Genomic DNA, 21,447 nt, shown 5'->3' with positions numbered 1-21,447 from the left:
AGGGACGGGGTGAGGGCCGGAAGGTACGCACTTCGCGCATCCGGGGGCTTTCGACACGGCGGGCTCGAGGACTTTCGTGGCAGCCGTGCGCCGCTGCGGCAAGGTGGGGGAACGGGTGGTCAGCGGGTGGCGGCCAGATCGCGCACCTGCGGGGCCGGGTCGGGGACGAGGCTGCTCAGACTGCGGTCCAGGCGCAGGACCAGCTCCTCCAGTTCCGCCTCGGTGCTGTTCAGAGGCGGAGCGACCATGACGGACTCGGTACGGGCGTCGATGCCGGCCGGGTACAACAGCAGCCCCTGGTCCCGGGCTGCCGTGACCAGGTCGAGCGAGACACCGGGCGTGCGGGCGGGATCGGCGTGCAGGCCGAGCGCGAGCTGCAGGCCCAGACCGCGCACATCGCGCACCACCGGATGACGGGCGGCCAGGTGCTCCAGCAGGATGCGCAGGTGGCGGCCCGAGCGCTGGACCCGGGCAGGAATGTCGTGAGCGATCAGATACTCGACCGTGGCCAGTCCCGCTGCCGCGGCCAGCGGCGCGCCCGCCATGGTGTGTCCGAACAGGACGCTGCTCAGCGGCCGGTCGAACGCGGCGGCGACCTCGTCCCGCACCAGCACGGCGGACAGCGGCGCGTACCCGGCGGCGATGCCCTTGCCGAGCACCATGATGTCGGGCACCACCCCCGCGTGGTCGCAGCCGAACCAGGCCCCCGTACGCCCCAGACCGCTCATCACCTCGTCGGCCACCAGCAGGAAACCGTGCCGGTCGGCGAGTTCGCGCAGCCGCCGCAGTACCGCCGGGTCGGACACGGCGGCCCCTGAGGAGGCGCCGCCGACGGGTTCGATGACGACGGCCGCCAGGTTGTGGGGGCGGATTTCCTCGATGGCGCGCTCCCACTGCTCGACGTCCGCCCGCAGCTCTCCGTGCCGGGGACGGACCTTGGCGACCGTCGCCTGGTTGGCGAGCAGCGGGACCAGTCCCCTTCTGCGGACCGGGTGACCGGAGGCGGCGAGCGCTCCCGCCGTCATGCCGTGGTAGCTCGGCTCCTCGGTCAGGACGGTGCACTTGAAGGGGCGGTACGCCTCGGCGTGGTAGAGCGTCGCGAGCCGCAGCGCCGTCTCGATCCCCTCCGAGCCGGAGTTGGTGTACTGCACGTGGCCGAGCGAGCCCGGCGCCAGTTCGGTCAACCGCCGGGACAGTTCGGTCAGGGGCTGCGAGGTGAACTGGGTGCGGTAGGCGAAGCAGACGGCGTCCATCTGCTCGCGCATCCGGGAGGTGACCTCGCGCACGCCGTGGCCGAGGTTGGTGTTGACGGCGCCGGAGCAGCCGTCCAGGTAGGCGCGGCCGTCGGTGTCGTAGAGCCATACGCCGTCGCCGTGGCTGACGGTGGGAAGCATGCTCTGTCTCCTTGCGTGTCGATCGTCGCTTGGTCGGCGGGGATACGGGACGCGGGTCGGCGTGCCGCGGTCAGTACCAGGTCATGACGGACGCGCCGGCCGTCATCCCGCCGCCGACGGAGGCCAACAGGATGCGTTCGCCGCGGGCGAGCGGCCGACTGCGGTGGCTCTCGGTGAGCGTCAGCGGGATGGAGGCGGCGGCCGTGTTGCCGTACCGCTGCGCGGTGCAGGCGAGCTTGGCACGGTCGATGCCGAGCGCGTCTCCGAGGGCGTGGACCAGCCGCAGGTTGCCCTGGTGGAACACAGCCCGGTCGATGTCGTCGACCGACAGGCCCGCTTCGTCCAGTGCCTGGTGGGCGACTTTGGGCACGTGCTGGAGGGCCCACTCCTTGACGGCCCGTCCGTTCATGCGGAAGAAGTGCTCACCCGGATCCTCCAGGGTGGCCGCCGGGCGGCGTGATCCCCCGCCCTCGACGCGGACGTGGTCGCTGGTGGTGCCGTCCGCGGTGAGGGCGGTCGCATGGATGCCGTAGCCGTCCGGAACGCGTCCGACCAGTGCGGCGCCCGCGCCATCGCCGAAGAGGCTGACGGTCCTGCGGTCCGTCCGGTCCATGATGGTCGAGTAGGTGTCGCATCCGATCACAAGGACCCTGCGCCAGGTGCGGTGCGCGCACAGCAGCGCGTCGGCCAGGTCCAGCCCGTACAGGAAGCCCGAGCACACCGCGTTCACGTCGAACGCCGGGATTTCGGTGAGCCCCAGCCGGGCCTGCACGAACACGGCGGTCGCCGGCTGCGGTTGGTCGGGGGTCGACGTGGCCACCACCAGTGCGTCGACGTCACCGGCGGTCGTCTCAGCCAGCAGCCGGGTCGCGGCGCCGACTGCGAGATCGGAGGTGGACACGCCCTTCGGTGCGTAGCGCCGTTCCAGGATTCCCGTGCGCTCCTCGATCCACTGCTCGCTCGCACCGCTCCAGGCGCCGATCTGCTCGTTGGCCACCACGTTCGGCGGCACGTAACCGGCTGTGCGGAGTATGCCGTTGGGCATGGAGTCACCTCTGCTTGGTGAAAGGGACGGATTCAATCGCGGGTGATCGGGATCAACCGAGCATCGCTACGACACTGCGACTTCCTCAGGCTTACGGCGGTAAACGACGTCGAGGTCGGTGATGGGCGTCACTCAACGACTTTTCAGCCACACACGATGGCCGATACGCCCACCGACCATCACACCGAGGAATGCTTTCCGACAGGCGCACGCCCTCCCGCAGGCGCGAAAAAGCTGGAGAACACGGGTCGATCCGCAAGCGTGCGACAAAATTTTCGATCATTGACGCCGCAGGCCACACGAAGGTCCGGCATATCCGACGCCACGCGTGCACCCCTGTCACACAGGTGGCAGGGGAAACACACATGGGACGAAACCAGCCATGCTGCCGCTGCGTCCAAAGGGTTTCGCCGGTAACAGCCCTCATGATGAGTCGCACACCGCCTATGTACGTAGACCGGGTACACCGTCTGCACTAGGCCGGTACCGGCGCCGATGAAGACGGGCACGCCGACGATTCCTCTCGAAGAGATCGCATCCCACCGGTCCGAGCCCGTTTTTGTAATGCACAACACACAAAACGGCGCTTGTCGGCGCCGAGAGGCCGCAACTCGCGCCCCTCGCAGACCGGGCGGGTCCGCGGCTCACCGCTCGAACGCGCACGCCCCGGCCGTCAGCTCAGCCCCGCACCACCCGATGCGCACCGTGTTCACGGCCGGCAACAGTGACCGCGCGGTACACCGGCTGCCGTCTGTGCGTGTCACCGGGCTGCACGAGGCCGTCCCGGGCAGGGCGCAACGGTGTGACATGGTGATGCACACCGGCGCTTGAAGGTGTACGGCAGCAGGTCGGGACGCACGTGCGGACGGCGGGAGCCGGTCCCGGCTCGCGCAGCGTTGCCCGGGCCACCGCCTGGGCGTCGAGGGGATCGGACTTGCCGCGCTCGCGCGCTGAGCGGCGGGCACCGGCCATGAGCCGGGTGTGCACGCGCACCGCCTGGTGGCCGGCCGTCAGCAGGTCGACCTCGAAGCGCGGGGTCAGGTGCCGGCAGTCCTCGACCGCGACCAGGATCTGCGGGCCGAACCGGCCGATCCACGACAGCGCCCGGCCGTGTCCCTCCGTCGTGGCCGCGACTGTGGGTCCGTCCTGACAGCGGCCCAGTTCATCGGCCGCTACCGAAGTGCGGGTTCGCTTGTGACCGTCACGCCGATGACCGTCATCGGGTACCTCCACGCAAGGCTGCACGGGCAGACCCTCCACGCGGGCACGCCTCGATCGAGCCATGCGGCAGATTCCTGTCACGCCACGTCGAGGAGGGCACCGGGCCGACGGGGCGGCACATCGGCGGCGAGCCACCGCACGCATGCAGGACAGCGAAAGAGTGAGCCCACCCCGCCGGTCCCACCAGGATGCCACCGGCGAGACCCCGGCACTGCTCACACTGCCATTGAGCCGGAGAACGCCGTGAAGACGAGCGGAGGGACCAGCCCCCATGGAAAGGGCGGCACTGTCCACGAGAGACGACAGCGTTTCCAGCACCGAGGCGGAGACGCGAGCGCAGCCCGGACCCCGCGGCCGAGTACGGGCGCCCGGTGGCGCGGCGGGACGTGCTCCCTCATCGTCCGGTGGACGCCGTCGAGCTCATGGGCCGCTCCAAGAAGTGGAAGCGTGTCAGGCGCCGAAGCGCCGACGGAACTCGTCGGCCACCGCTCCGCCCGCCGCCTCCATCAGACGGAGCACCACCGGATGGATCACCAGGGCGGCCACCGCTTCGTCGAGGGAGGGCACATGCCGGTTGAACCAGCGCCGGACGTAGGCCATGGTGGACGCGCTGTCCGCGTCGGGGGCGGTGGCGGCTTCCTCGAGTTCGTCGAGCAGGTCCCGTGCGCGGTCCGCGTCGGCGGACGCGCGCGGTACGAGTCCACGCACGCGCGCGAACTCGGCGCGCAGTGCTGCCAGTTCCTCTTCCGTGACCGGGCCGGCGGTGGGTGCCGCTTCGAAGCGGGTCACGGTGTTGTCCCTGCCCACGACGATCTGCCCCGACACCTGGTCGGCGCGTACCTCGTAGCGGTCGCCTCGGCTGTCTGTCATCTGTTCCCCTCCCTGATCGCCCGGCCTTCGGGCCGGGGAAGAAACGGCTCCTCAACCACCATTCGCAGCTGTCGTGGCGCATACCATGTGCGGGGGGTCGAGCGGAGCCCAGTCCGATGGGCCGGCGCTGTTGACGGCGCGGACCCGGAAGCACATGTGTGTGCCCGGTTGCAGCCCCCTCCAGGTGTATGTGTTCAGCCCCGCGGCCACCCTTGTGGAGGTCTCGCCGTTGCTGATCTCGATCTCCGTCGGGCGGCCGGGCACGTATCCCCACGAGATGAACACGGATGTCGTCTCATCGCCGTAGGCGTCGACCTCGGTCGGTGCGCCGGGAGGAACCTGCGGGGAGGTACCGGTCACTTTCAGTGTCATGGACTCGTGCCGTGAGGCGTCGAGCATGGTGACCCGGGCGCTGTACGTCAGGCCCGGAGTCCGAGGGGTGAACACCACGTCGAAGGTGCAGGTGCCGGATGTGTCCGCTGCGGGGCAGGAGGCGGATTCCGCCTTCCAGTTCGTGCGGTCGTCGACGGCAAGAGTGTCCGCGTCGCCGCAGCCCGGTGCCACGGCGAACTCCATGCGGTGTCTTTCCGCCTGCTCCGCCGCCACGGCACCGAACGTCTCGGTCGGCATGACGACGGCCTTACACGTTCTGTGCTCTTCATCGGTGTTGCGGGAGGGGGGCCTTCGAAGGCGCGGGCCGTCCGTGAGCGCATCCGATTCCCCGCTCTTCGGCGGGCGGAACCCGGACGGACCGGGGCCGGCCTCGGACACGGACGGGCCGGAGCCCGCGTCCGACGCGGACGGTATGCGGACCCCCGTCCCGGAGGCCGGAGCAGCTCCGGCCTCCGGCTGCCCGCCGCTGCCGCCCGCAAGACCGACCATGAACACGCCCCCGGCCACCACCGCCGCCACCCCGATGCCGATGACCACCGGATGGGTGACGGCCGCCGCCCCCGAATGCGTGGCGCCCGGCGCGGCCGCGCCGCCGTGCGCGGCGTTCTGACCGACCACCGCCGCCAGGCCGGCCGCGGTGCCGGCCACCGCCCCGGCTGCGATCCCCAGGGTGCGCCTGCGCACCTGTTCCTCGTGCGTGAAGTACTCCACGTCCTCGACGGACTCCAGGCTGCGGGCCGCCTCCAGACCGAGCTCCAGGACCTTCCGCCAAGCGCCCCAGCGCAGGGTGCGGGCGAGCAAGGGAGCCGCGGCCCGTGCCAGGTCCCGCGCCGCCGGGTGCTCACCCGCCAGGGACGCCTCCGTCAGGACGTGGCAGATCACGGCCGACTCGACGGCCACCTCGTGCCGCGAGGCACCGGCGCACATCCACTCCGTCAGGCGGACGGCGAACCCCGCCGCGCCGCGCACCGCTCCCGAACGCTCGGCGACCAGACCGGCGAACCGCCCTGGGGCGCGGCAGCCGGCGCCGTCACGCCCGAGCAGGGCCAGCGCCTCCAGCTCCACCACGGCGGCGCCGACCGGTTCACCCGCGAGCACCGCGAGCAAGGACGAGGACAGGGGCAGCGGATCGAAGGCGCGCACCAGGCGCAAGAGCCTGCCCGCCTCATCGCTGAGCCGCCCCGCCAGCCCGACCGCGCGTGCCGGCTCGTCCGCAGCGAAGCCCGTACCGGCATCGGACGGGCAACCGGTCCCGGAGACGCGCTCCGCGGCAGCGACGGCTCCGGCGGCCTGAACCAGCGTCAGCGGATGTCCGCGAACGGCGGCGACGAGTTCTCCGGCCGCGTCCGCTTCATCACGGCGCAGCGGACGGCCGGCCTCCAGGGCGAGCAGCGCGAGCGCGTCCGCCTCGGACAACCCCTCCAGGCGCAGCGCCTTCGCCCCGTCCCAGGCGACGGGCTCGTCGCCCGCCACCAGCACCTGGCATCCCGGTGCGGCGTCCACGAGAGCGGCCAGGTCATCGGGGCCGCCGTGGAAGTCGTCGACGACGAGAAGGGCCTGCACCGACCCCATCAACCGCCGCATCCTGTCCCGGCCGGGCTTGTAGTCCTCGGTCTCGAAGCAGGCATGGAAGAGGTCTTGCACGATGTCCTCGACCGGAAGCCCGGCAGCCGGGAGGTGGACCACCTCCCCGCCGTCAGAGGCCGCGGCACGGTCCGTTGCGACGCGCCGCAGCAGGGAGGACTTGCCGACGCCCGGCGGCCCGTACACGAACACCGGATGCCCGTCGGCCAGCCAGCCGTGGAGCCGGGCCAGTTCACGTTCACGCCCGAGCAACGCGGGAGCATGACGGGGCAGAGCAGGGCCCGCGGGCCGATCACGCCGTCGGACTCGCGGCGGCCCCTCGGGGCGCACAGTGACCGAGGACCCCCGGTCGGCGTTGACAACGACGGTCTGAACCACGTTACGGGTGCCGACCACCACCTGCCCCTCGACGTTTCCCCGCACATGGACGCTGCTCGTACCGGCCATCGGCTGTTCCCCCGCACGTTTCCGAAGGGGAATTCGTAGCACTCCAGCCGGGGGAACACACACAGATGCCCACGATCAAACCCAAAAATTATTCTTCCGATGGAATCCCGCATAGAAATGCAAGCGGCGGTCGCTTACTTGGCGGGAATTCACCGCTCAGACATCGCCGGAGCGATCGGGGTTTCAAAGGGAACGGACACATAACGACGCCTGATATCCCGATCGGCTTCCCGTACGTCCTCGGGAGGGCCTTCCTGCGGCCGGTCCGCCGGCCGGAAGGCAGGACCCGGTCGAGAAAGTCCGGTCGCCCGGCAGAGCACGCGACCGCGCCTGTGACGCAGGGAAGCCGATCGGCGCTGACCCGCCGAGCGCGCGCCTACGGCAGCCCCGGTCAAGAAACTGATCGTTCGTCCGGCGCAGGCGAGCCCACGGCGGGTCATCGGTAGCTCCAGGGCGAGCCCACCCGTCCGGGGTGTCCGCTCGCCCTGCCCACGATCTGCAAGATTCCGCACGCGGCCGGCGACGACCCGGCTCCACGCCGCACCGGCCCCAGCCGGCGCGACATCCTCGCCCCGCAGGCCGAGAAGATCACCGCAGTGGACTTGTTCCCCATCGGCACGGTCACCGGCAGCCGACCGTACGCGCCGACGTTCCTTGAGCACGGTACCCGCCGGCTCCACATCGCCGACGCCGCCGTCCGTCTCCGCGCAGTAGACGCCCCAGCATGTCCGTCGTCCCACCGCAGGCCCGGGCCGCCGCATCACGGCCCCGGCTTTCGTTCTCCGCGACTGCGACAACGAACCACCGACTCATCCTGCCGTCTTCAAAACCAAAGGTGTGATTCCTCCCCCGTTATGAGGGGGAGGAATCACACCAGCGATGGCCTGGCGCCTTCCGGTGACCGGCGCGTGTCCGTGGGGCGTCCCTGCGGAGCCGAAGGACACCCCACGCGCGTGCCGGCCCGCCGTTCGTGCCGTCAGCGGGCGGACCGCAGTCCGGCCAGCAGCTGGTAGACCGTCTCGGTGCCCAGGCGCAGGGCCTCGACGCCGATGTGTTCGTCCGTGCCGTGCATACGCTTGAGCATGTCCCGGTCGACGGTGAACGGATACATGCCATAGACAGGCACGTCCTGCTCCCTGAACGGCACCGCGCTGGTCACCGCCTCGAACTGGCCGGCTGTGGCGCGGACGCCCGGATGGGTGCGGCTCACCGCCGACTGCCAGGCGCGGAAGACGTCGGTGTCGGCGGTGGAGTCACGCACGGACAGGTAGCCGCGCAGCCGGGCCAGGACGTCCTCCTCGGACTCGCCCGGATTGCCCACGACGGTCAATGTGGCCTGGTTGCCGATCAGGGACCGCAGCTCGGTCACCACGCGCCCGGGGTCGTCCCCGCCGGGCAGGAACGCCGCGCGGAACTCCGCCGTGGCCGTGCCGGGAACAATGCTCGGGTAGTAGCCGGCCTGGGCCGCGGTGAAGGCGAGCGTGGTGCGCAGCAGCGCGTTGTGCAGCTCCGGAGTGTCGCTGAGCCGTACGACCGTCTCGCCGGCCCGGTCGCGCTGGGCCTCGGTACGGGCCTCGAGCATCTCCCTGACGGCGGCGGCCAGGACAGGGTCGGCAGTCGCGCGGGCCAGGGCGTCGAAGTACTGCCGGGACAGGGCGTTCGGCCGGATGTGCGCGCGCCACTGTCCGAGCTGTTCCAGCACCTCACCGAGGCGGATCACGGCCTGGCCACCGAACGGCTTCGAGGTGTGGGTGGCGTAGGAGACGGCCTCCAGGCGAAGCAGCAACGAGCGTTTGTCGTTGCAGGTGAGCGCGGCGATCATGGGGGTTCGGCCGTCGTGCTGGTTCAGCACCCAGCCGCCTTCGGTCAGAACGGCGCCTGCCTCCACCTTGCCGGGGTGCTCGGTGAGGAACCAGCGCACTCCGTACGGGCCTTGTTCCTCGTCGCAGTCCGACCAGAAGACGATGTCACGGTCGAACACGGTGCCTTCCCGGACATGGCGCAGGAGAGCGGCGACGAACGCGGCGTTGACACCTTTCATGTCCAGCGCGCCCCGGCCGTACAGATGGCCGTCCACGATCTCCCCGGCGAAGGGCCGGCGGGTCCAGGTGTCCCCTGCGGCGGGCACCACGTCGGAGTGGCCGAGCAGGACGAGCGGCTTCTTCGTGGTGCCGGCGCTGCCGGGGACGCGGGCGAAGAAGTGAACGTTGCCCTCGGTGGGAGTGGGCACGATCTCGGTACGGACACCGGCCGCCCGGAAGATGTCGTCCAGCATCCGGGCATACGGCAGGGTCTGCGCCCCCTGACCGGGGTTGCTGGTGTCGTGCCGGATCATCGCGACGGCGAGGGCGACCGGATCGGTGGGGTCCCCGTCGAAGGACGCGGTGGGCCCGGCGGGCGGTGACGCCGCGGCTCGCGGTGCCGGGGGCGCCACCGCGCCGAAAAGCGCGGCCGCCGCGACCGTGGCGCCGGTGCCGAGGACCGTGCGTCTGGAGGCGCCTGCGGCCTGCCCCGGTTCTTCGTCCAGGCAGGCGGAGATGACCGCCGCCGGGTGGGTCTGGTGGGCGTAGTGCCCGCCCGGTACGGAGAGCACCGTGCAGTCGGCTGTCGTCCAGCGGTCCCAGCGGCGCACCGCGGCCTCCGGCACGTGCGGGTCGTCGATCGCCCGGATCGCACGCATCTCCACGTTCGGTGGCCGGCCGGGGGCGGCCCGGTAGCCGGCGGCCAACCGCAGATCGGCCTGGATCGGCGGCAGCAGGGTCTCCTCGAACTCGGGGTCGGCCAGCAGCTCGGGATCGGTCAGTCCGGTACCGACCGCGAAGGCACGGGCGTCCTCCAGTGTCACTCCGCCGCCGGTGCCCCCGAAGTCCCCGGGAGCCTGGCCGGCCACCACGCACAGCCGGGCGACCGGCACCCGGGTCGAGTGCAGTCGGCGGCAGACCTCGTAGGCGAGGATCGCGCCGAGGCTCACCCCGATGAGGATCAGCCGCCGTCCCGAGGCCGCCGGAGCCAGTTCGGCGGTCACAGCGTCCGCGTAGGCGGCCATGTCGGTGACGGGTTCCTCGTCGATCCGCATGCCCCGACCCGGCGGGGTGATCAGTCCGAGTGAGGTGCCCTCGGGCAGCCGTTGCCGCCAGGAGGCGAAGGAGGCGCCGTGGGCGCCGGTGGGAGCGAAGCACACGGCGAGCGTGCGGTTGCCCGGGGCTCCGCCCGGGCCCGTCTCGTGGATCTGCAGCCAGCCGGAGCTCATGCTTCCTCCCCTTGGCGTGCGGTGCGCAGGAGCGTGGCGACTCCTGTGACGGTGGGTGCCGCGAGGATGCGGCGGAGCGGGATGCGCCGGCCGGCGGTCGCCGAGAGGCGGTTGGCGAGCCGGACGGCGAGCAGCGAGTGGCCCCCGGCGTCGAAGAAGTTCTCGTCGGCGGTGCCGGGAGCGGTTCCGAGGAGCTCTTCCCACAGAGCGGCCACGGCGGCCTCGTCGGCGTCGGCGGGTGCGAAGCGCACGGCCCGCTCCTGGCCCGTCTCCGTGACCAGGGTGCGCAGGGCGGCCCGGTCCAGCTTGCCGTTCGCCCCCAGGGGCAGTCGCGCGACTTTCTGGATCCTCGCGGGCAGCATGTAGTCCGGTAACCGGTCGCGGAGGTAGGCGCGCAGGGTGTCGCCGCCGGGCTGATCGTCGTACACCACGCAGGCGACGAGGCGGGGTTCGTCGCCGTCCGTGTCCACGTACGCTCCGGCGTCGGTGACGTCGGGGGCCTTGCGCAGGACGGATTCGATCTCCTCCAGTTCCACCCGGTAGCCGCGTATCTTGACCTGGTGGTCGGTACGACCGGTCAGTTCGAGCGCGCCGTCCGGCAGCAGCCGGCCGCGGTCCCCCGTGCGGTAGTGGCGGACGCCCCGGTCGTCGGTGCGGAAGGCGTCCTCGTCGTCGCCGCCGACGTAGCCGAGGGCGACAGGCGGGCCGGCCACCCACACCTCTCCCGTCACACCGGGCGGCAGCCGCCGACCGTGCCGGTCGCGCACCGACAGCAACGCGCCGGCCACCGGGGTGCCCACGGGCACACGCTCGGCGTCCGCGGGCAGCGAGGACGTGTCGTACGCGGCGACGTTGGAGGCGGTCTCGGTCATGCCGTACAGGTTGAGCAAGGTGGCGCGGGGCCATACCGCGTGGAAGCGGCGGGCCATGGCCACCGGCAGGGTGTCGGCCCCAGTGGTGACCAGTACGGGTTGGTGTTCGTCGGCGAACTTCGCGCTCTGCGACAGCAGTCCGTCGAGCAGATGGGGGGTCAGGAAGAGATGGGTGATCCGCTCCTTGGCGACGACGGCGGCGAACAGCTCGGGGTCGAGCACCTCGTCGTCGGTGAGCACCACGGAGGGCACGCCCATCAGCAGTCCGCCCAGCATCTCCCAGGGAGAGGCGACGAGCGCCGGCGACTTCTGCACGGCGAGGACCGCGTCCGGCGGGAAGGGGTGGTCGCGCCACATCCACTCCAGCCGTCCGCGCACCGAACGGGTGCCGATGCGTACGCCCTTGGGATTCCCGGTGGTGCCGGAGGTGTAGACGATGTGGAACAAGGCGTCCCCGTCGCCGTCTTCGCCCGGCACCCGCCCCGGTGCCTGGTGCAGCGGCCCTGAGCTGGCCGGAGCGAGGGTGACGCGGGCCGCGTCCAGAGTGGGGAACTGGTCGAGTCCGGGTTCGGCCAGCAGGCAGTCCGGCCCGGTCTCCTCCACCATGCGGCGTTGCCGCCGTACGGGAGTGGCCGGGTCGAGGCCGAGGTAGGCCGCGCCGGTCTTCAGCACGGCGAGCACTCCGGCGATCGCGGCCGGACCGCGCCGGGCGGCGAGCGCGACCAGGCTGTCCGGGCCGACCCCCTTGGCGACGAGCTGCGCCGCCAGCCGGCCGCTCCATCCGTCGAGTTCGCCGTACGTCAGGGAGGTTCCGGCGTGGCGCAGTGCGACGGACTCGGGCCGGGCGGCCACCTGCCCGGCGAAGCGTTCCAGCAGTGTGGGCACGGTCATCGGATTCCTTCCGTGGATACCCCCGGCTTCAGCCGGGGGAGGAAATGAAACACCTGCGGAGCAGGGCAGGAAGCGGGGCTTCGCCGCCGAGGCGAAAGACCGTGCTCTGACCCGCAGGTTTGGCCTTCAACCGTCGTCTCGCTAGGTTGTAGGCGTGGCCACGGCGCAGGTGAAGCGGGCGTTCAGGTACCGCTTCCATCCCACGAGCGAGCAGGCGGCGGAGCTGTCGCGCACGTTCGGCTGCGTTCGCAAGGTCTACAACCTGGCGCTCGCGACGCGCACGGAGGCGTGGGCGCGCCAGGAGCGGGTGAACTACCAGCAGACGTCGGCGATGCTGACGGCGTGGAAGAAGACCGAGGAACTCGCATTCCTCAACGAGGTCTCCTGCGTTCCGTTGCAGCAGGCGCTGCGGCATCTGCAGACGGCGTTCACGCACTTCTTCAGCAAACGCGCACAGTATCCGCGGTTCAAGTCGAAGAAGAAGTCGCGCAGGTCGGCGGAGTACACCGCCAGCGCGTTCCGGTTCCGGGACGGCCGGCTGACGCTGGCGAAGATGACCGAGCCTCTGGACATCGTGTGGTCCCGCCCGCTGCCCGAGGAGGCGAAGCCGTCCACGGTGACGGTGTCGCAGGACGCGGCCGGACGCTGGCATGTCTCCCTGCTGTGCCAGGACTCCGCCGTCCAGCCGCTGCCCGCCACCGACACTGCCGTGGGTGTCGATGTCGGGCTCGACCACCTGCTGACCCTCTCCACCGGTGAGAAGGTGGCCAATCCCCGGCACGAGCGCCGCGACCGGGCCCGGCTGGCCAAGGCCCAGCGAAGCCTGGCCCGCAAGGCCCCGGGCGGCGGCACCAACCGGCGCAAGGCACGGCAGAAGGCCGCCAAAATCTATGCCCGCATCGCCGACCGCCGGCGCGACCATCTGCACAAGTTGACCACTCGGTTCGTTCGTGACAACCAAACGATCGTGATCGAGGACCTGGCCGTGTGCACCATGGTCAAGAACCGGTACCTGGCCCGCGTCATCAGTGATGCGGCCTGGGCGGAGTTTCGGCGCATGCTGGAGTACAAGGCCCAGTGGTACGGCCGCGAAGTGATCGCGGTCGATCGCTTCTTCCCCTCCTCCAAACGGTGCTCCGCCTGCGGCAGCGTGCAGAACACCATGCCGCTGAGCGTCCGGGCGTGGACGTGCGCATGCGGAACGACCCATGACCGGGACGTGAACGCGGCGAAGAACATCCTGGCCGTCGGGCTGACGGCGCCTGTCTGTGGAGCTGGTGCAAGACCTCAACGGAGTACTCCGGGCGGGCGGTCGGCGATGAAGCAGAAACCCCTACGGCGCGAGCCGTAGGAATCCCCCTCCTTCAGGAGGGGGAGGAAGTCAAGACAGTGCTCCTCCGGGCAGCAGGTCGAGGGAACGTACGGTGGTGCGCTCGGCGCGCTCCGGGTCGGTGAGGGCCCGCAGCGCGATCAGCGTGGAGTCCAGCACGCCCCGAGCGGTCCCGGTGTCGAGCAGTTCCCGCTGGTAGGCGAACTGGAGCAGGAACTGCCGCGGGCCGTGCGGCTGAACGTAGAGGGCGCAGTCGTACTTGGTGTAGCCGGTGTCCAGCTCGACGAAGCGGAACTCGACGTCCGCGGCGGTGGCGGCCCGGGCCGGGTAGGGCAGCATGTTGAGCATCGTCTGGAAGACGGGGGTCGCGGCGGAGCTGCGGGCGGCGGGCAGGTGCCGCAGGGTCCAGGAGAACGGGTGGTCGGCGGCCTCGTACGCCGCGTAGACGGTGTCCCGTACGTGTGCGGTGAAGTCGGACAGGGACGCGTGCGGGTCGAGGCGCAGGCGCAGCGGCAGCATCGTGAGCATGAAGGCGGGGACGTCGGCCGCTTCGGGCCGTTCCCGGCCCGCCATGGGTGCGCCTACGACGATCTCGTCGGCGTCGCCGTAGTAGCCCAGGGCGAGAGCGTATGCGGCGAGCAGCGGTACGAAGGCGGTCGCGGATGCGGACCTGGCCGTGTCGTACAGCCGGCGGAAGAGTTCCTCCTCGAGAACGGCCTCCTCGACCACACCACGATAGCTGGGTGCGGCGGGCCGCCGTCGCTGGGCGATCTGGAGGACGGGCAGTTCTCCGGCGAGCTGCCGCTGCCAGTAGCGGCCGGCTTCGACGACCTGGTCACCGGCCAGCAGGGTGTCCAGGTGGTCGAGGTAGCGGTCGTAGCGGGTGCCGTGCTCGGGGTCGGGGGTGTCGAGGCGCTGCTGGTAGAGGTCCGCGAGCCGCTGGAAGAGGACGGTCGCTCCCCAGCCGTCGAGGAGCAGCTCGTGCAGGGTGACCAGAAGCCGGTGGTGACCGTCGCCGAGCCGGAACAGCCCGATGCGCAGAGCGGGTTCGGCCAGCAGGTCGAACGGTCTGGACGCCTCCTCGGCGGCCAGTCGCCGGTAGGCGTCGGCGGTGGTGTCCACCGGCGAGTCGGGCAGGGGAACGTCCCAGTGGGGGTAGTGGTGCACCACCTCTTGTCCCTCGGCCGCCGGCCCGCCGGTGCCCTCGGGTTCGGTGAACCGGGCCAGCAGTTGCGGGTTCTCGGCGAGCAGCACCCGCCATGCGGTCGCCAGCCGGGGCACGTCCAGCGGGCCGGTCAGCTCCAGGGTGCCCTGGTAGCTGTAGTAGGGGCTGTGCGGGTCCAGGCGCCAGTGGAAGTAGACGCCGGCCTGCTGGGGGGTGAGCGGGCGGGACCGTCGCGCGTCCCAGGTGTGCCGGGCGTGGGTGGCCTGAGGCGTTCCCTCCCGGCCGAGGACCGCGAGCGCCGCCGGACTGCCGTCGCGCAGGACGTCGCGCAGCGTCGCCTGCCTTCCGGTCTCGCGCAGCCGGGCGGCGAGCCGCATGGCGAGCAGCGAGTCGCCTCCCAGATCGAGGAACGTGTCGTACCGGCCGACCCGCTCGACGTCCAACGTCTCGGCGACGAGCCGTGCCACGGCGGCTTCCGTGCCGTCCCGCGGCGGGACGTAGGGACGGGTGCGGGGCCGGAGTGTGCGGGGTGGTTCCGGCAGGGCGCTGTGGTCGGTCTTGCCGTTCTGTGTGAGCGGGAGCCGCGGCAGGAACACGAAGGTGTACGGGATCATGGGTGCGGGGAGCTGCTCGGCGAGATGGGCGCGCAGGTCCTCCTCGCTCGCCCCGGAGCCGGTGGTGGTGACGTAGGCGACCAGCCGGGGCAGGCCGCCCGCGGGAGCGTGGGCGGTCTCCCGGGCCACCAGGGCGCCGTGGCCGGCGCTGGTGCGGAGGGTGACCGCGCACGCGTCGACGGCCGGGTGGGTGCCGAGTACGGCTTCGATCTCGGCGAGTTCCATGCGGACGCCGCCGACCTTCACCTGGCGGTCGATGCGGCCGAGGTATTCGAGTTCCCCCTCCGGCAGGACGCGTACGGCGTCACCGGTGCGGTACAGCCGTCCGCCGGTGTCGGAGAACGGGTCGCCGAAGAAGGCCCGCGCGGTGCGCTCCGGGTCGCCGAGGTAGCCGCGGCCGACGACGATCCCGCCGACGAACAGTTCGCCCGTCTCGCCGTGGGCGCAGGCCTGCCAGCGTCCTTCCTCCGCGCGCAGCACGTACAGGGCAGCGTTGCCGATGGGTCCGCCGATCGGCAGGTGGTGCACACCGGGGGCGGGCGTGCGCAGGACGGCATGGGTGACGTCGTCGGAGCACTCGGTGGGCCCGTAGGCATTGAGCAGCCGGGTGCCGTCGAACGTGTCGCACCACCGGCGGGCCAGCGCGGGCGGGAGTTCCTCGCCGGTGGCGATCATCCAGCGCAGCGCTTCGGGCCGTACGCCCGTGTCGCGCCGGGCGTCGAGGAGGAAGCGGATGAGGGTGGGCACGGTCTCGACGACGGTCGTCCCGTAGTGGCTCAGCGCGTCCAGCAGCAGCGCGCCGTCCTGGGCCTGTTCGTCACCGATGATCTGTACCCGGCCGCCGACGAGCAGCGGGGCGAGCATCTGCCACACCGAGATGTCGAAGCCGAGCGGCGCGGTCTGCGCGAGCCGGTCGTCCGCGCTCAGACCGAGGTCGTGCACCTTGGCCCACAGGTGGTTCAGCATGCCCTGATGCTCGACGACCGCCCCTTTCGGGCGGCCGGTCGTGCCGGAGGTGTACAGCACGTAGCGGACCTCGTCCGGGGCAGGCGGTGCGGGGCGCACGTACGGGGTCCGCGCCTGCGCCGGGGCGGTGACGGGGACGCCGGCGGCCTCGGCGCCCTTGACCAGTTCGCCGTGGTCGCCGGGACCGCCGGTGACCAGGAGCAGCACGGCGCCGCTGTCGCGCAGCACGGTTTCGACGCGTGCGCTGGGCCAGTTCGCGTCGACCGGCAGGTAGACGGCGGCCAGTGACTCCAGTGCCAGGAACGCGGTCACGACGTCGGCTCCACGCCGCCCTCCCACGGCGACGATCCGGCCGGCGGTCACTCCCTCGGACGCCAGCCAGGAAGCGGTGCGGTGCACGCGGTCGGCCAGCTCGCCGTAGCCGACCGTGTCCGTGCCGTCCTGGACAGCCGGGTCAAAGGGTGCGGAGGCCGCGTGCCGGGCGACATGGGCGTGCACGGCTTCCTCGAGCGGGTACGGCTCGGTGCGGGTGAGAGCGGCGGTCAGGGCCTGTTCGCGTGCCCCGTCGGCCAGCGGAAGCGGGTCGTAACAGGTGGGCAGGTCGATCACTGGGACCCCTTCTCTGCTATGACCAGCAGGTACTCGACCGGGACCCCGGTGCCGCGCTCATCCGTCGTATGGAATTCCTCGGTCATCTCGACCAGCTCTGCGCGCAGTTCCTTCCAGCGGGCGGAGGGCGAGATACTGTTCTTCGCCGCGATGCACGGGCCGAAGCAGTTCTCGAAGAACTCGACCAGGTCGTCGGCGGTGGCGAACGGATAGAACAGCTCGCGGCGTTCGGTGGTGAAGGTGAACCGGTCGCCGAACAGTTCGGTGAGGTAGTCGGGTGAGCCCCAGAGCATGGGCTGCCCCTGATGTCCGTTGGGAGAGGGGAAGTACGCGGAGAGGACGGCCTGGAAGTGGGCGGTCCAGCTGCGCGCGGTCCAGTTGCACATGCCGATCCGGCCGCCGGGGCGCAGCACACGGCTCATCTCGCCACAGGAGGCGGTGTGGTCGGGCGCGAACTGCACGCCGTAGGTGGAGGTCACCAGGTCGAACGAGGCGTCGGGGAACGGTAACTCCTGGGCGTCGCCGCGATGCAGCGGTACCTCGACACCGGCTTCGGCGAAGCGCGCGCGGGCCTCCGGGAAGAACTCGTCGGTCAGGTCGAGGCCGGTCACGGCCGCGCCGCGCCTCGCGGACAGCAGCGCCACGTTGCCGTTGCCCGTGGCCACGTCGAGATGCCGGACGCCCGGCCCGGGGGCGAGACGTTCGACGAGTTCCACCGCGCCCGGCCGCAGCAGGTCGGCGACGTGCCGGTACTCACCGTACGACCACATGGTGCGGTTGATCTCCTGCACCTCGGGATCGATGGCCATGATGAGGTCCCCCTTCAAAGTGTGAGCCGGGTGCCCAGTCCGGCGGCTTCGGCGCGGGCCTGGATGCGGTCGGCGACCGCGACGTCGAGGATCGACATGCCGAACGGGTTGCTGACCACGGTCTCCTGCGGACTGCGGCGGCCCGGGTGCCGTCCGGCGAGCACGTCGCCGAGGGTGGCGTCGACCCGGCGGGCGTCCGCGTGTGCCGCAACCCCTTCACGGGGGGTTCCGTCGGGCCCGAGCAGGGTGCCCGTGCGGTGCATCCGGCCGAGCAGGCGGCGGGGGTCGTCGCGCACCAGACTCCAGTCGTCCACGACCACGGTGCCGGCCGCGAGCACCGCGGCCTCGGTGAGGTCGTCCAGCGAGACGTGGCAGACGAGGGCGCCGGGCCGCAGCCAGTCGGGCTCGATGTAGCCCTCGGTCACCGTGGTCACGGGGACGACGACTTCGGCGTCCTGTACGGCTTCCCGCGCGTCGGCCACCGGGACGGCCGTGACCTCCGCGCCGCCGGGGAGCGAGGCGATGAGGTCGGCGAAGGCCGTGGCGCGTTCGGGCACGACGTCGTAGAGGGTGATGCGGCGCAGGGAGGGCACGGTCTGCAGCAGCAGTGCGGCGTGCGCCTGCGCCAGTGCCCCGCAACCCAGCAGCGCCAGGTGCCCGGGTGCGGGGACGGCGAGGTGGCGTACGGCGAGGACCGTGACCGCGGCGGTCCGCATGGCGCTGATGTAGGCGGCTTCCATCAGGGCGACGGGTCGCGCCGTCTCGGGGTCCAGCAGCAGGGTGAACCCCTGGGAGCGGGGGATGCCCCGGTCCGGGTTGCCCAGCGAGGCGTTGATGGTCTTCATGCCGATGACGGGCGGCTTGCCGTCCTCCACGAGCGCGCCGGGCATGGCGAGGAGCCGAGCCGCGTCGCCCTGCGGGGTGGTCCAGCCGAGGTAGGCCTCCTCGGGCAGAAAGGTCTGGTTCTCGCTGTGGAGAAGCAGTGCTTCGGCCACCACGCCGACGATGTCGACTCCGCGGGCCGCCTCGATGACGTCCGAGCGGGTGAGGTAGCGGAAATGGCTGTCCGGATATCTTTCGAAGTCCATGAGGTGCGATGTCTCCTTCACCGGGTCGGCGGGTGTCGCAGATCGTGCTGGCCGGAACGGGGATCGGTGCCGGGATGCGGCATGTGGCGTAGCTCGGTGTCCGGCTCAGGACGTCCTGGCCGGGCGTGCAGTACGGCGAGGGGGACGAGGGCGGCCAGGAGCATGACGCAGCCCAGCACGATCCAGCCGGTGGTGCCGAGGGCGAGAACGACCCCGGTCATCAGGACCGGGCCGACGACCCGGTTCGCCACGGTGCGACTGGTGTTGAACAGAACCAGATAGGCACTGCGGTGGCCTTCGGGTGCCAAGTCGAAGGAGAGGGTCCAAGAGGCACCGACCTGGAGCAGTTCGGCGAACGTCAGTAGCGTAATCGCGCCGCCCAGAACGAACAGGGCGCCGGTCGTCCCGAAACGGGGTGCGGCGGCGAACGCCAGGGCTCCGCCGCCCAGGAGCACCGCCGCGGTGGCGTACGACAGCCACGAGCGGCGGGCGGTGCTGTAGCAGCGGTTGAGGGGGTACTGCAGCAGGATGCACAACACGGTGTTGACGGCATACAGGATGCCGACGTAGCGCTCCGGCACCTCGGTGGCGGTCACCAGCCACAGCGGGAACGCCACGTTGAGTACCGGCATCCACAGCGACACCAGGGCGTTGTAGGCGGTGAACCCCAGCAGTGCGCGGTCCGCGAGCAGTCGCGCGACGCCCGCACCGTCCGGTGCGGCGACGGTGGTCTCGTCGCGTGCGGTGGCGTAGACGACGGCCGTGACGACGTAGGCCGCGGCGCCGCCGATCAGCAGTGGTCGGAAAGCGGCCTCGGTGCCGGAGCCCAGGGCGACACCCGCGATGAGTCCACCCAGGCTGATGCCGAGGTTGATGACGGTCCGCTGGACGGCCATCACCTTCGCCCGCAGCCGCTCCGGCGCCCGTGCGCCGACGTACGACTGGACCATCGGCGGGGAGGACTGCTCGGTGACGGCGATGAGGGTGACGACGACGAGGAAGCTCCACCAGCCGTCGACCCAGAGGTAGCCGAGGGTGGCGGCGGCGCGCAGCAGCATGACGCCGATCAGCGCGATTCTGGGGCCGAAGCGGGCGGTCAGCCGGGCGACAGGGACGGCGGCGATGACGGCGATCGCACCGCCGATGGTCAGTCCCGTACCCACGGTGGAGGTGCTGAGGTGGGCGACCTTGACGAAGTAGATGGTCGAGACGGCGAGGAAGAGGCCGGTGCCGGTCCACTCGATGAGCGTCGCGCCCTGGACGAGGGGCAGGAACCGCCCGGGGCTGTCTCTCTCGGCCCGGCTGGCTGTGGTGTGCGTCTTCACTGTCGAGGCTGCTCCAAGTGGTGCGGTTCCCGCCGGGCGAAGTACAGTCCTTCGCGGCGGAGTTGTTCCATCGCGGCCATGATGTCCTTCTCGACACCCTGTTCCGTGGTCCAGGCGAGGGAGTAGAGGGTGTCGCGGTACTTGGCGCCTCCGTCGGCGGCCAGGCAGACCGGCAAGCCCCTGGCGACCCGGTCCCGTTCGAGGTCGGTGAGCAGCGCGCGCACGGCGCAGCCGCTGGAACCGCCCAGCCTGAGCCCCAGATCCTCGGCCACGATCCGGCACACGGCGATGGCCTCGACGTCGTCGACCCGCACGAGCCGGTCGTAACTGTCGGCCGACTTGAGGAAGTGCGAGGGACGGCTGGATCCGATGCCCGGGATGAGCCGGCGTCCCGCAGTGCCGGCGACAGCCAGCGAGCCGTGAACGTCGACAGCGACCACGTCGACGTCCGGGCCATGTTCACGTAGATGGGACGCGATGCCAGCCAGGGTCCCACCAGTGGAGACCGGTACGTACACCGCCGCGAGTGAATCGCCTGCCTGTGCGATGAGTTCGGGGCCGGTACTACGGCGATGCTCCGCCGGCGCAGCCCAGTTCTCGTACTGGTTGGGCCAGCGGTGACCGGGGTGGCGGGCCAGAGTGTCCCAGACGGCCTCCAGCCTGCTGAGCAGGAAGCCGCCCTGGCCGTCGGGCTTGTCCACCATCAGGACCTGCGCGCCGTTGTCGGTGAGCATGCGCCGCGTGGCCGGCGGCGTCTTCGGGTCGATGACGGCGAGGAAGGAACAGTCCAGCGCGGGAAGCAGCCGCGCCAGCGCGAGCCCGAGGTTCCCCGAGGTCGACTCCACCACGACGGTGCCGGGCGTGAGCGGCCGTTCCTGGTGGAGGGCCCGTAACAGCCCCGCCGCACTGCGGTCTTTCACCGATCCACTGGGTCCGTGCTCCTCCAGCTTCAGCGCCACGGGCCGCACCCGTCCGCGATGTGCCACCGCCAGGTGGAGGAGTGGAGTCTCACCGGCCGCGCGTAAGTGGACAGCTCTGGGTGGTTTCACTGCTTCCCCCCGTTGGACCTCGGCTCTGGAGGTGCCGCCTGCGGTGCCGAACGTAATCACGAGGACTCGTGGGTTTCTACCGTGTATAAGCGGAGGGTCTGATTCTCCTGGCGGAAAAAACACTGGCCATCCCTTCACGTGCAGCTACACGGCCGTGCGTGACCTGAGACGACTACGAGCCGTACCCATGACGCGGACGATGCGACAGGAACGTATGACCCGACAAGAATGACCAATTCGCGTAGCCAGCAGCCACTGTCTCCCGGGCCCGTCCGCCTACCGCTTGACGGCACCCGGACAGGACCATCCCGGCGGTTCGGGGGGGTCTTGTCCCTTGTTAGTGGACACCATTCGTATCGTTATGCGGCAAGTGTGAGAATAGCTGACTGCTGCTCGTAGACGATCGGAGCCTGTTGTCCGTTGGCCGAGTGCCGTCGGCGGGTGTTGTAGCGGGCGATCCAGCGGAAGACGGCCAGGCGGCAGTCGCGGGCGCCGTCGAAGCGGCGGGCGCCCTTGAGCGTTTCG

The 21,447-nt window shown here is 70.9% G+C and carries 14 protein-coding genes; 1 reads left to right on the top strand and 13 read right to left on the bottom strand.

What is annotated here, in order from left to right; genetic code table 11:
- Window positions 1-119 precede the first annotated feature (119 nt).
- From IE271_RS35880 to IE271_RS35850, 7 genes are all read right to left on the bottom strand, one after another.
- On the bottom strand, window positions 120-1,394 hold the full coding sequence (locus IE271_RS35880; protein WP_190194659.1) for an aminotransferase class III-fold pyridoxal phosphate-dependent enzyme: 1,275 nt from the start codon (window positions 1,392-1,394) through the stop codon (window positions 120-122).
- Window positions 1,395-1,464: 70 nt separating this feature from the next.
- Window positions 1,465-2,439 carry a 3-oxoacyl-ACP synthase III family protein gene (locus IE271_RS35875; RefSeq protein ID WP_190194658.1) on the bottom strand — a complete coding sequence of 325 codons (975 nt, stop codon included), beginning with the start codon at window positions 2,437-2,439 and terminating at the stop codon, window positions 1,465-1,467.
- A 678-nt stretch (window positions 2,440-3,117) separates the two neighbouring features.
- Window positions 3,118-3,699 (bottom strand): hypothetical protein, encoded by a 582-nt coding sequence (locus tag IE271_RS35870; protein WP_190194657.1) that lies wholly within the window; start codon window positions 3,697-3,699, stop codon window positions 3,118-3,120.
- A 411-nt stretch (window positions 3,700-4,110) separates the two neighbouring features.
- Window positions 4,111-4,530, bottom strand: coding sequence for a hypothetical protein (locus IE271_RS35865; RefSeq protein ID WP_190194656.1), 420 nt, complete (start codon window positions 4,528-4,530; stop codon window positions 4,111-4,113).
- A gap of 51 nt (window positions 4,531-4,581) precedes the next feature.
- Complete coding sequence (locus tag IE271_RS35860) at window positions 4,582-6,759, bottom strand: hypothetical protein (protein WP_190194655.1); 2,178 nt, start codon at window positions 6,757-6,759, stop codon at window positions 4,582-4,584.
- Window positions 6,760-7,930: 1,171 nt separating this feature from the next.
- Entirely contained in the window at window positions 7,931-10,204 is a 2,274-nt protein-coding gene (locus IE271_RS35855; protein WP_190194654.1) for a M20/M25/M40 family metallo-hydrolase, read from the bottom strand.
- Window positions 10,201-11,967, bottom strand: coding sequence for a non-ribosomal peptide synthetase (locus IE271_RS35850; RefSeq protein ID WP_190194653.1), 1,767 nt, complete (start codon window positions 11,965-11,967; stop codon window positions 10,201-10,203). The genes IE271_RS35855 and IE271_RS35850 overlap by 4 nt, the downstream gene beginning before the upstream one ends.
- A 154-nt stretch (window positions 11,968-12,121) precedes the next feature.
- Between IE271_RS35850 and IE271_RS35845 the strand changes: the two genes are divergently transcribed.
- Window positions 12,122-13,318 (top strand): RNA-guided endonuclease InsQ/TnpB family protein, encoded by a 1,197-nt coding sequence (locus IE271_RS35845; RefSeq protein ID WP_190194652.1) that lies wholly within the window; start codon window positions 12,122-12,124, stop codon window positions 13,316-13,318.
- Between the two features lie 30 nt (window positions 13,319-13,348).
- Here IE271_RS35845 and IE271_RS35840 read toward each other — a convergent pair whose 3' ends face one another.
- From IE271_RS35840 to IE271_RS44100, 6 genes are all read right to left on the bottom strand, one after another.
- Window positions 13,349-16,651, bottom strand: coding sequence for a non-ribosomal peptide synthetase (locus tag IE271_RS35840; RefSeq protein ID WP_190194651.1), 3,303 nt, complete (start codon window positions 16,649-16,651; stop codon window positions 13,349-13,351).
- Window positions 16,648-17,460, bottom strand: coding sequence for a class I SAM-dependent methyltransferase (locus tag IE271_RS35835; RefSeq protein WP_190194650.1), 813 nt, complete (start codon window positions 17,458-17,460; stop codon window positions 16,648-16,650). The genes IE271_RS35840 and IE271_RS35835 overlap by 4 nt, the downstream gene beginning before the upstream one ends.
- Window positions 17,461-17,474: 14 nt before the next feature.
- On the bottom strand, window positions 17,475-18,548 hold the full coding sequence (locus IE271_RS35830; RefSeq protein ID WP_190194649.1) for an ornithine cyclodeaminase family protein: 1,074 nt from the start codon (window positions 18,546-18,548) through the stop codon (window positions 17,475-17,477).
- A 17-nt stretch (window positions 18,549-18,565) separates the two neighbouring features.
- Window positions 18,566-19,873, bottom strand: a complete 1,308-nt coding sequence (locus IE271_RS35825; protein WP_190194648.1) for an MFS transporter — start codon at window positions 19,871-19,873, stop codon at window positions 18,566-18,568.
- Window positions 19,870-20,922 (bottom strand): pyridoxal-phosphate dependent enzyme, encoded by a 1,053-nt coding sequence (locus IE271_RS35820; protein ID WP_268256265.1) that lies wholly within the window; start codon window positions 20,920-20,922, stop codon window positions 19,870-19,872. The genes IE271_RS35825 and IE271_RS35820 overlap by 4 nt, the downstream gene beginning before the upstream one ends.
- Window positions 20,923-21,281: 359 nt before the next feature.
- Window positions 21,282-21,447: integrase core domain-containing protein (locus IE271_RS44100; RefSeq protein ID WP_373308892.1), on the bottom strand; the 166-nt coding region annotated here is incomplete at its 5' end.

It is taken from the genome of Streptomyces minutiscleroticus (assembly GCF_014650875.1).
GTDB classification, from domain to species: Bacteria; Actinomycetota; Actinomycetes; order Streptomycetales; family Streptomycetaceae; genus Streptomyces; species Streptomyces minutiscleroticus.
The sequence above is the reverse complement of the archived record's forward strand: the minus strand, read 5'-3'. Positions and strand labels throughout refer to the sequence as shown.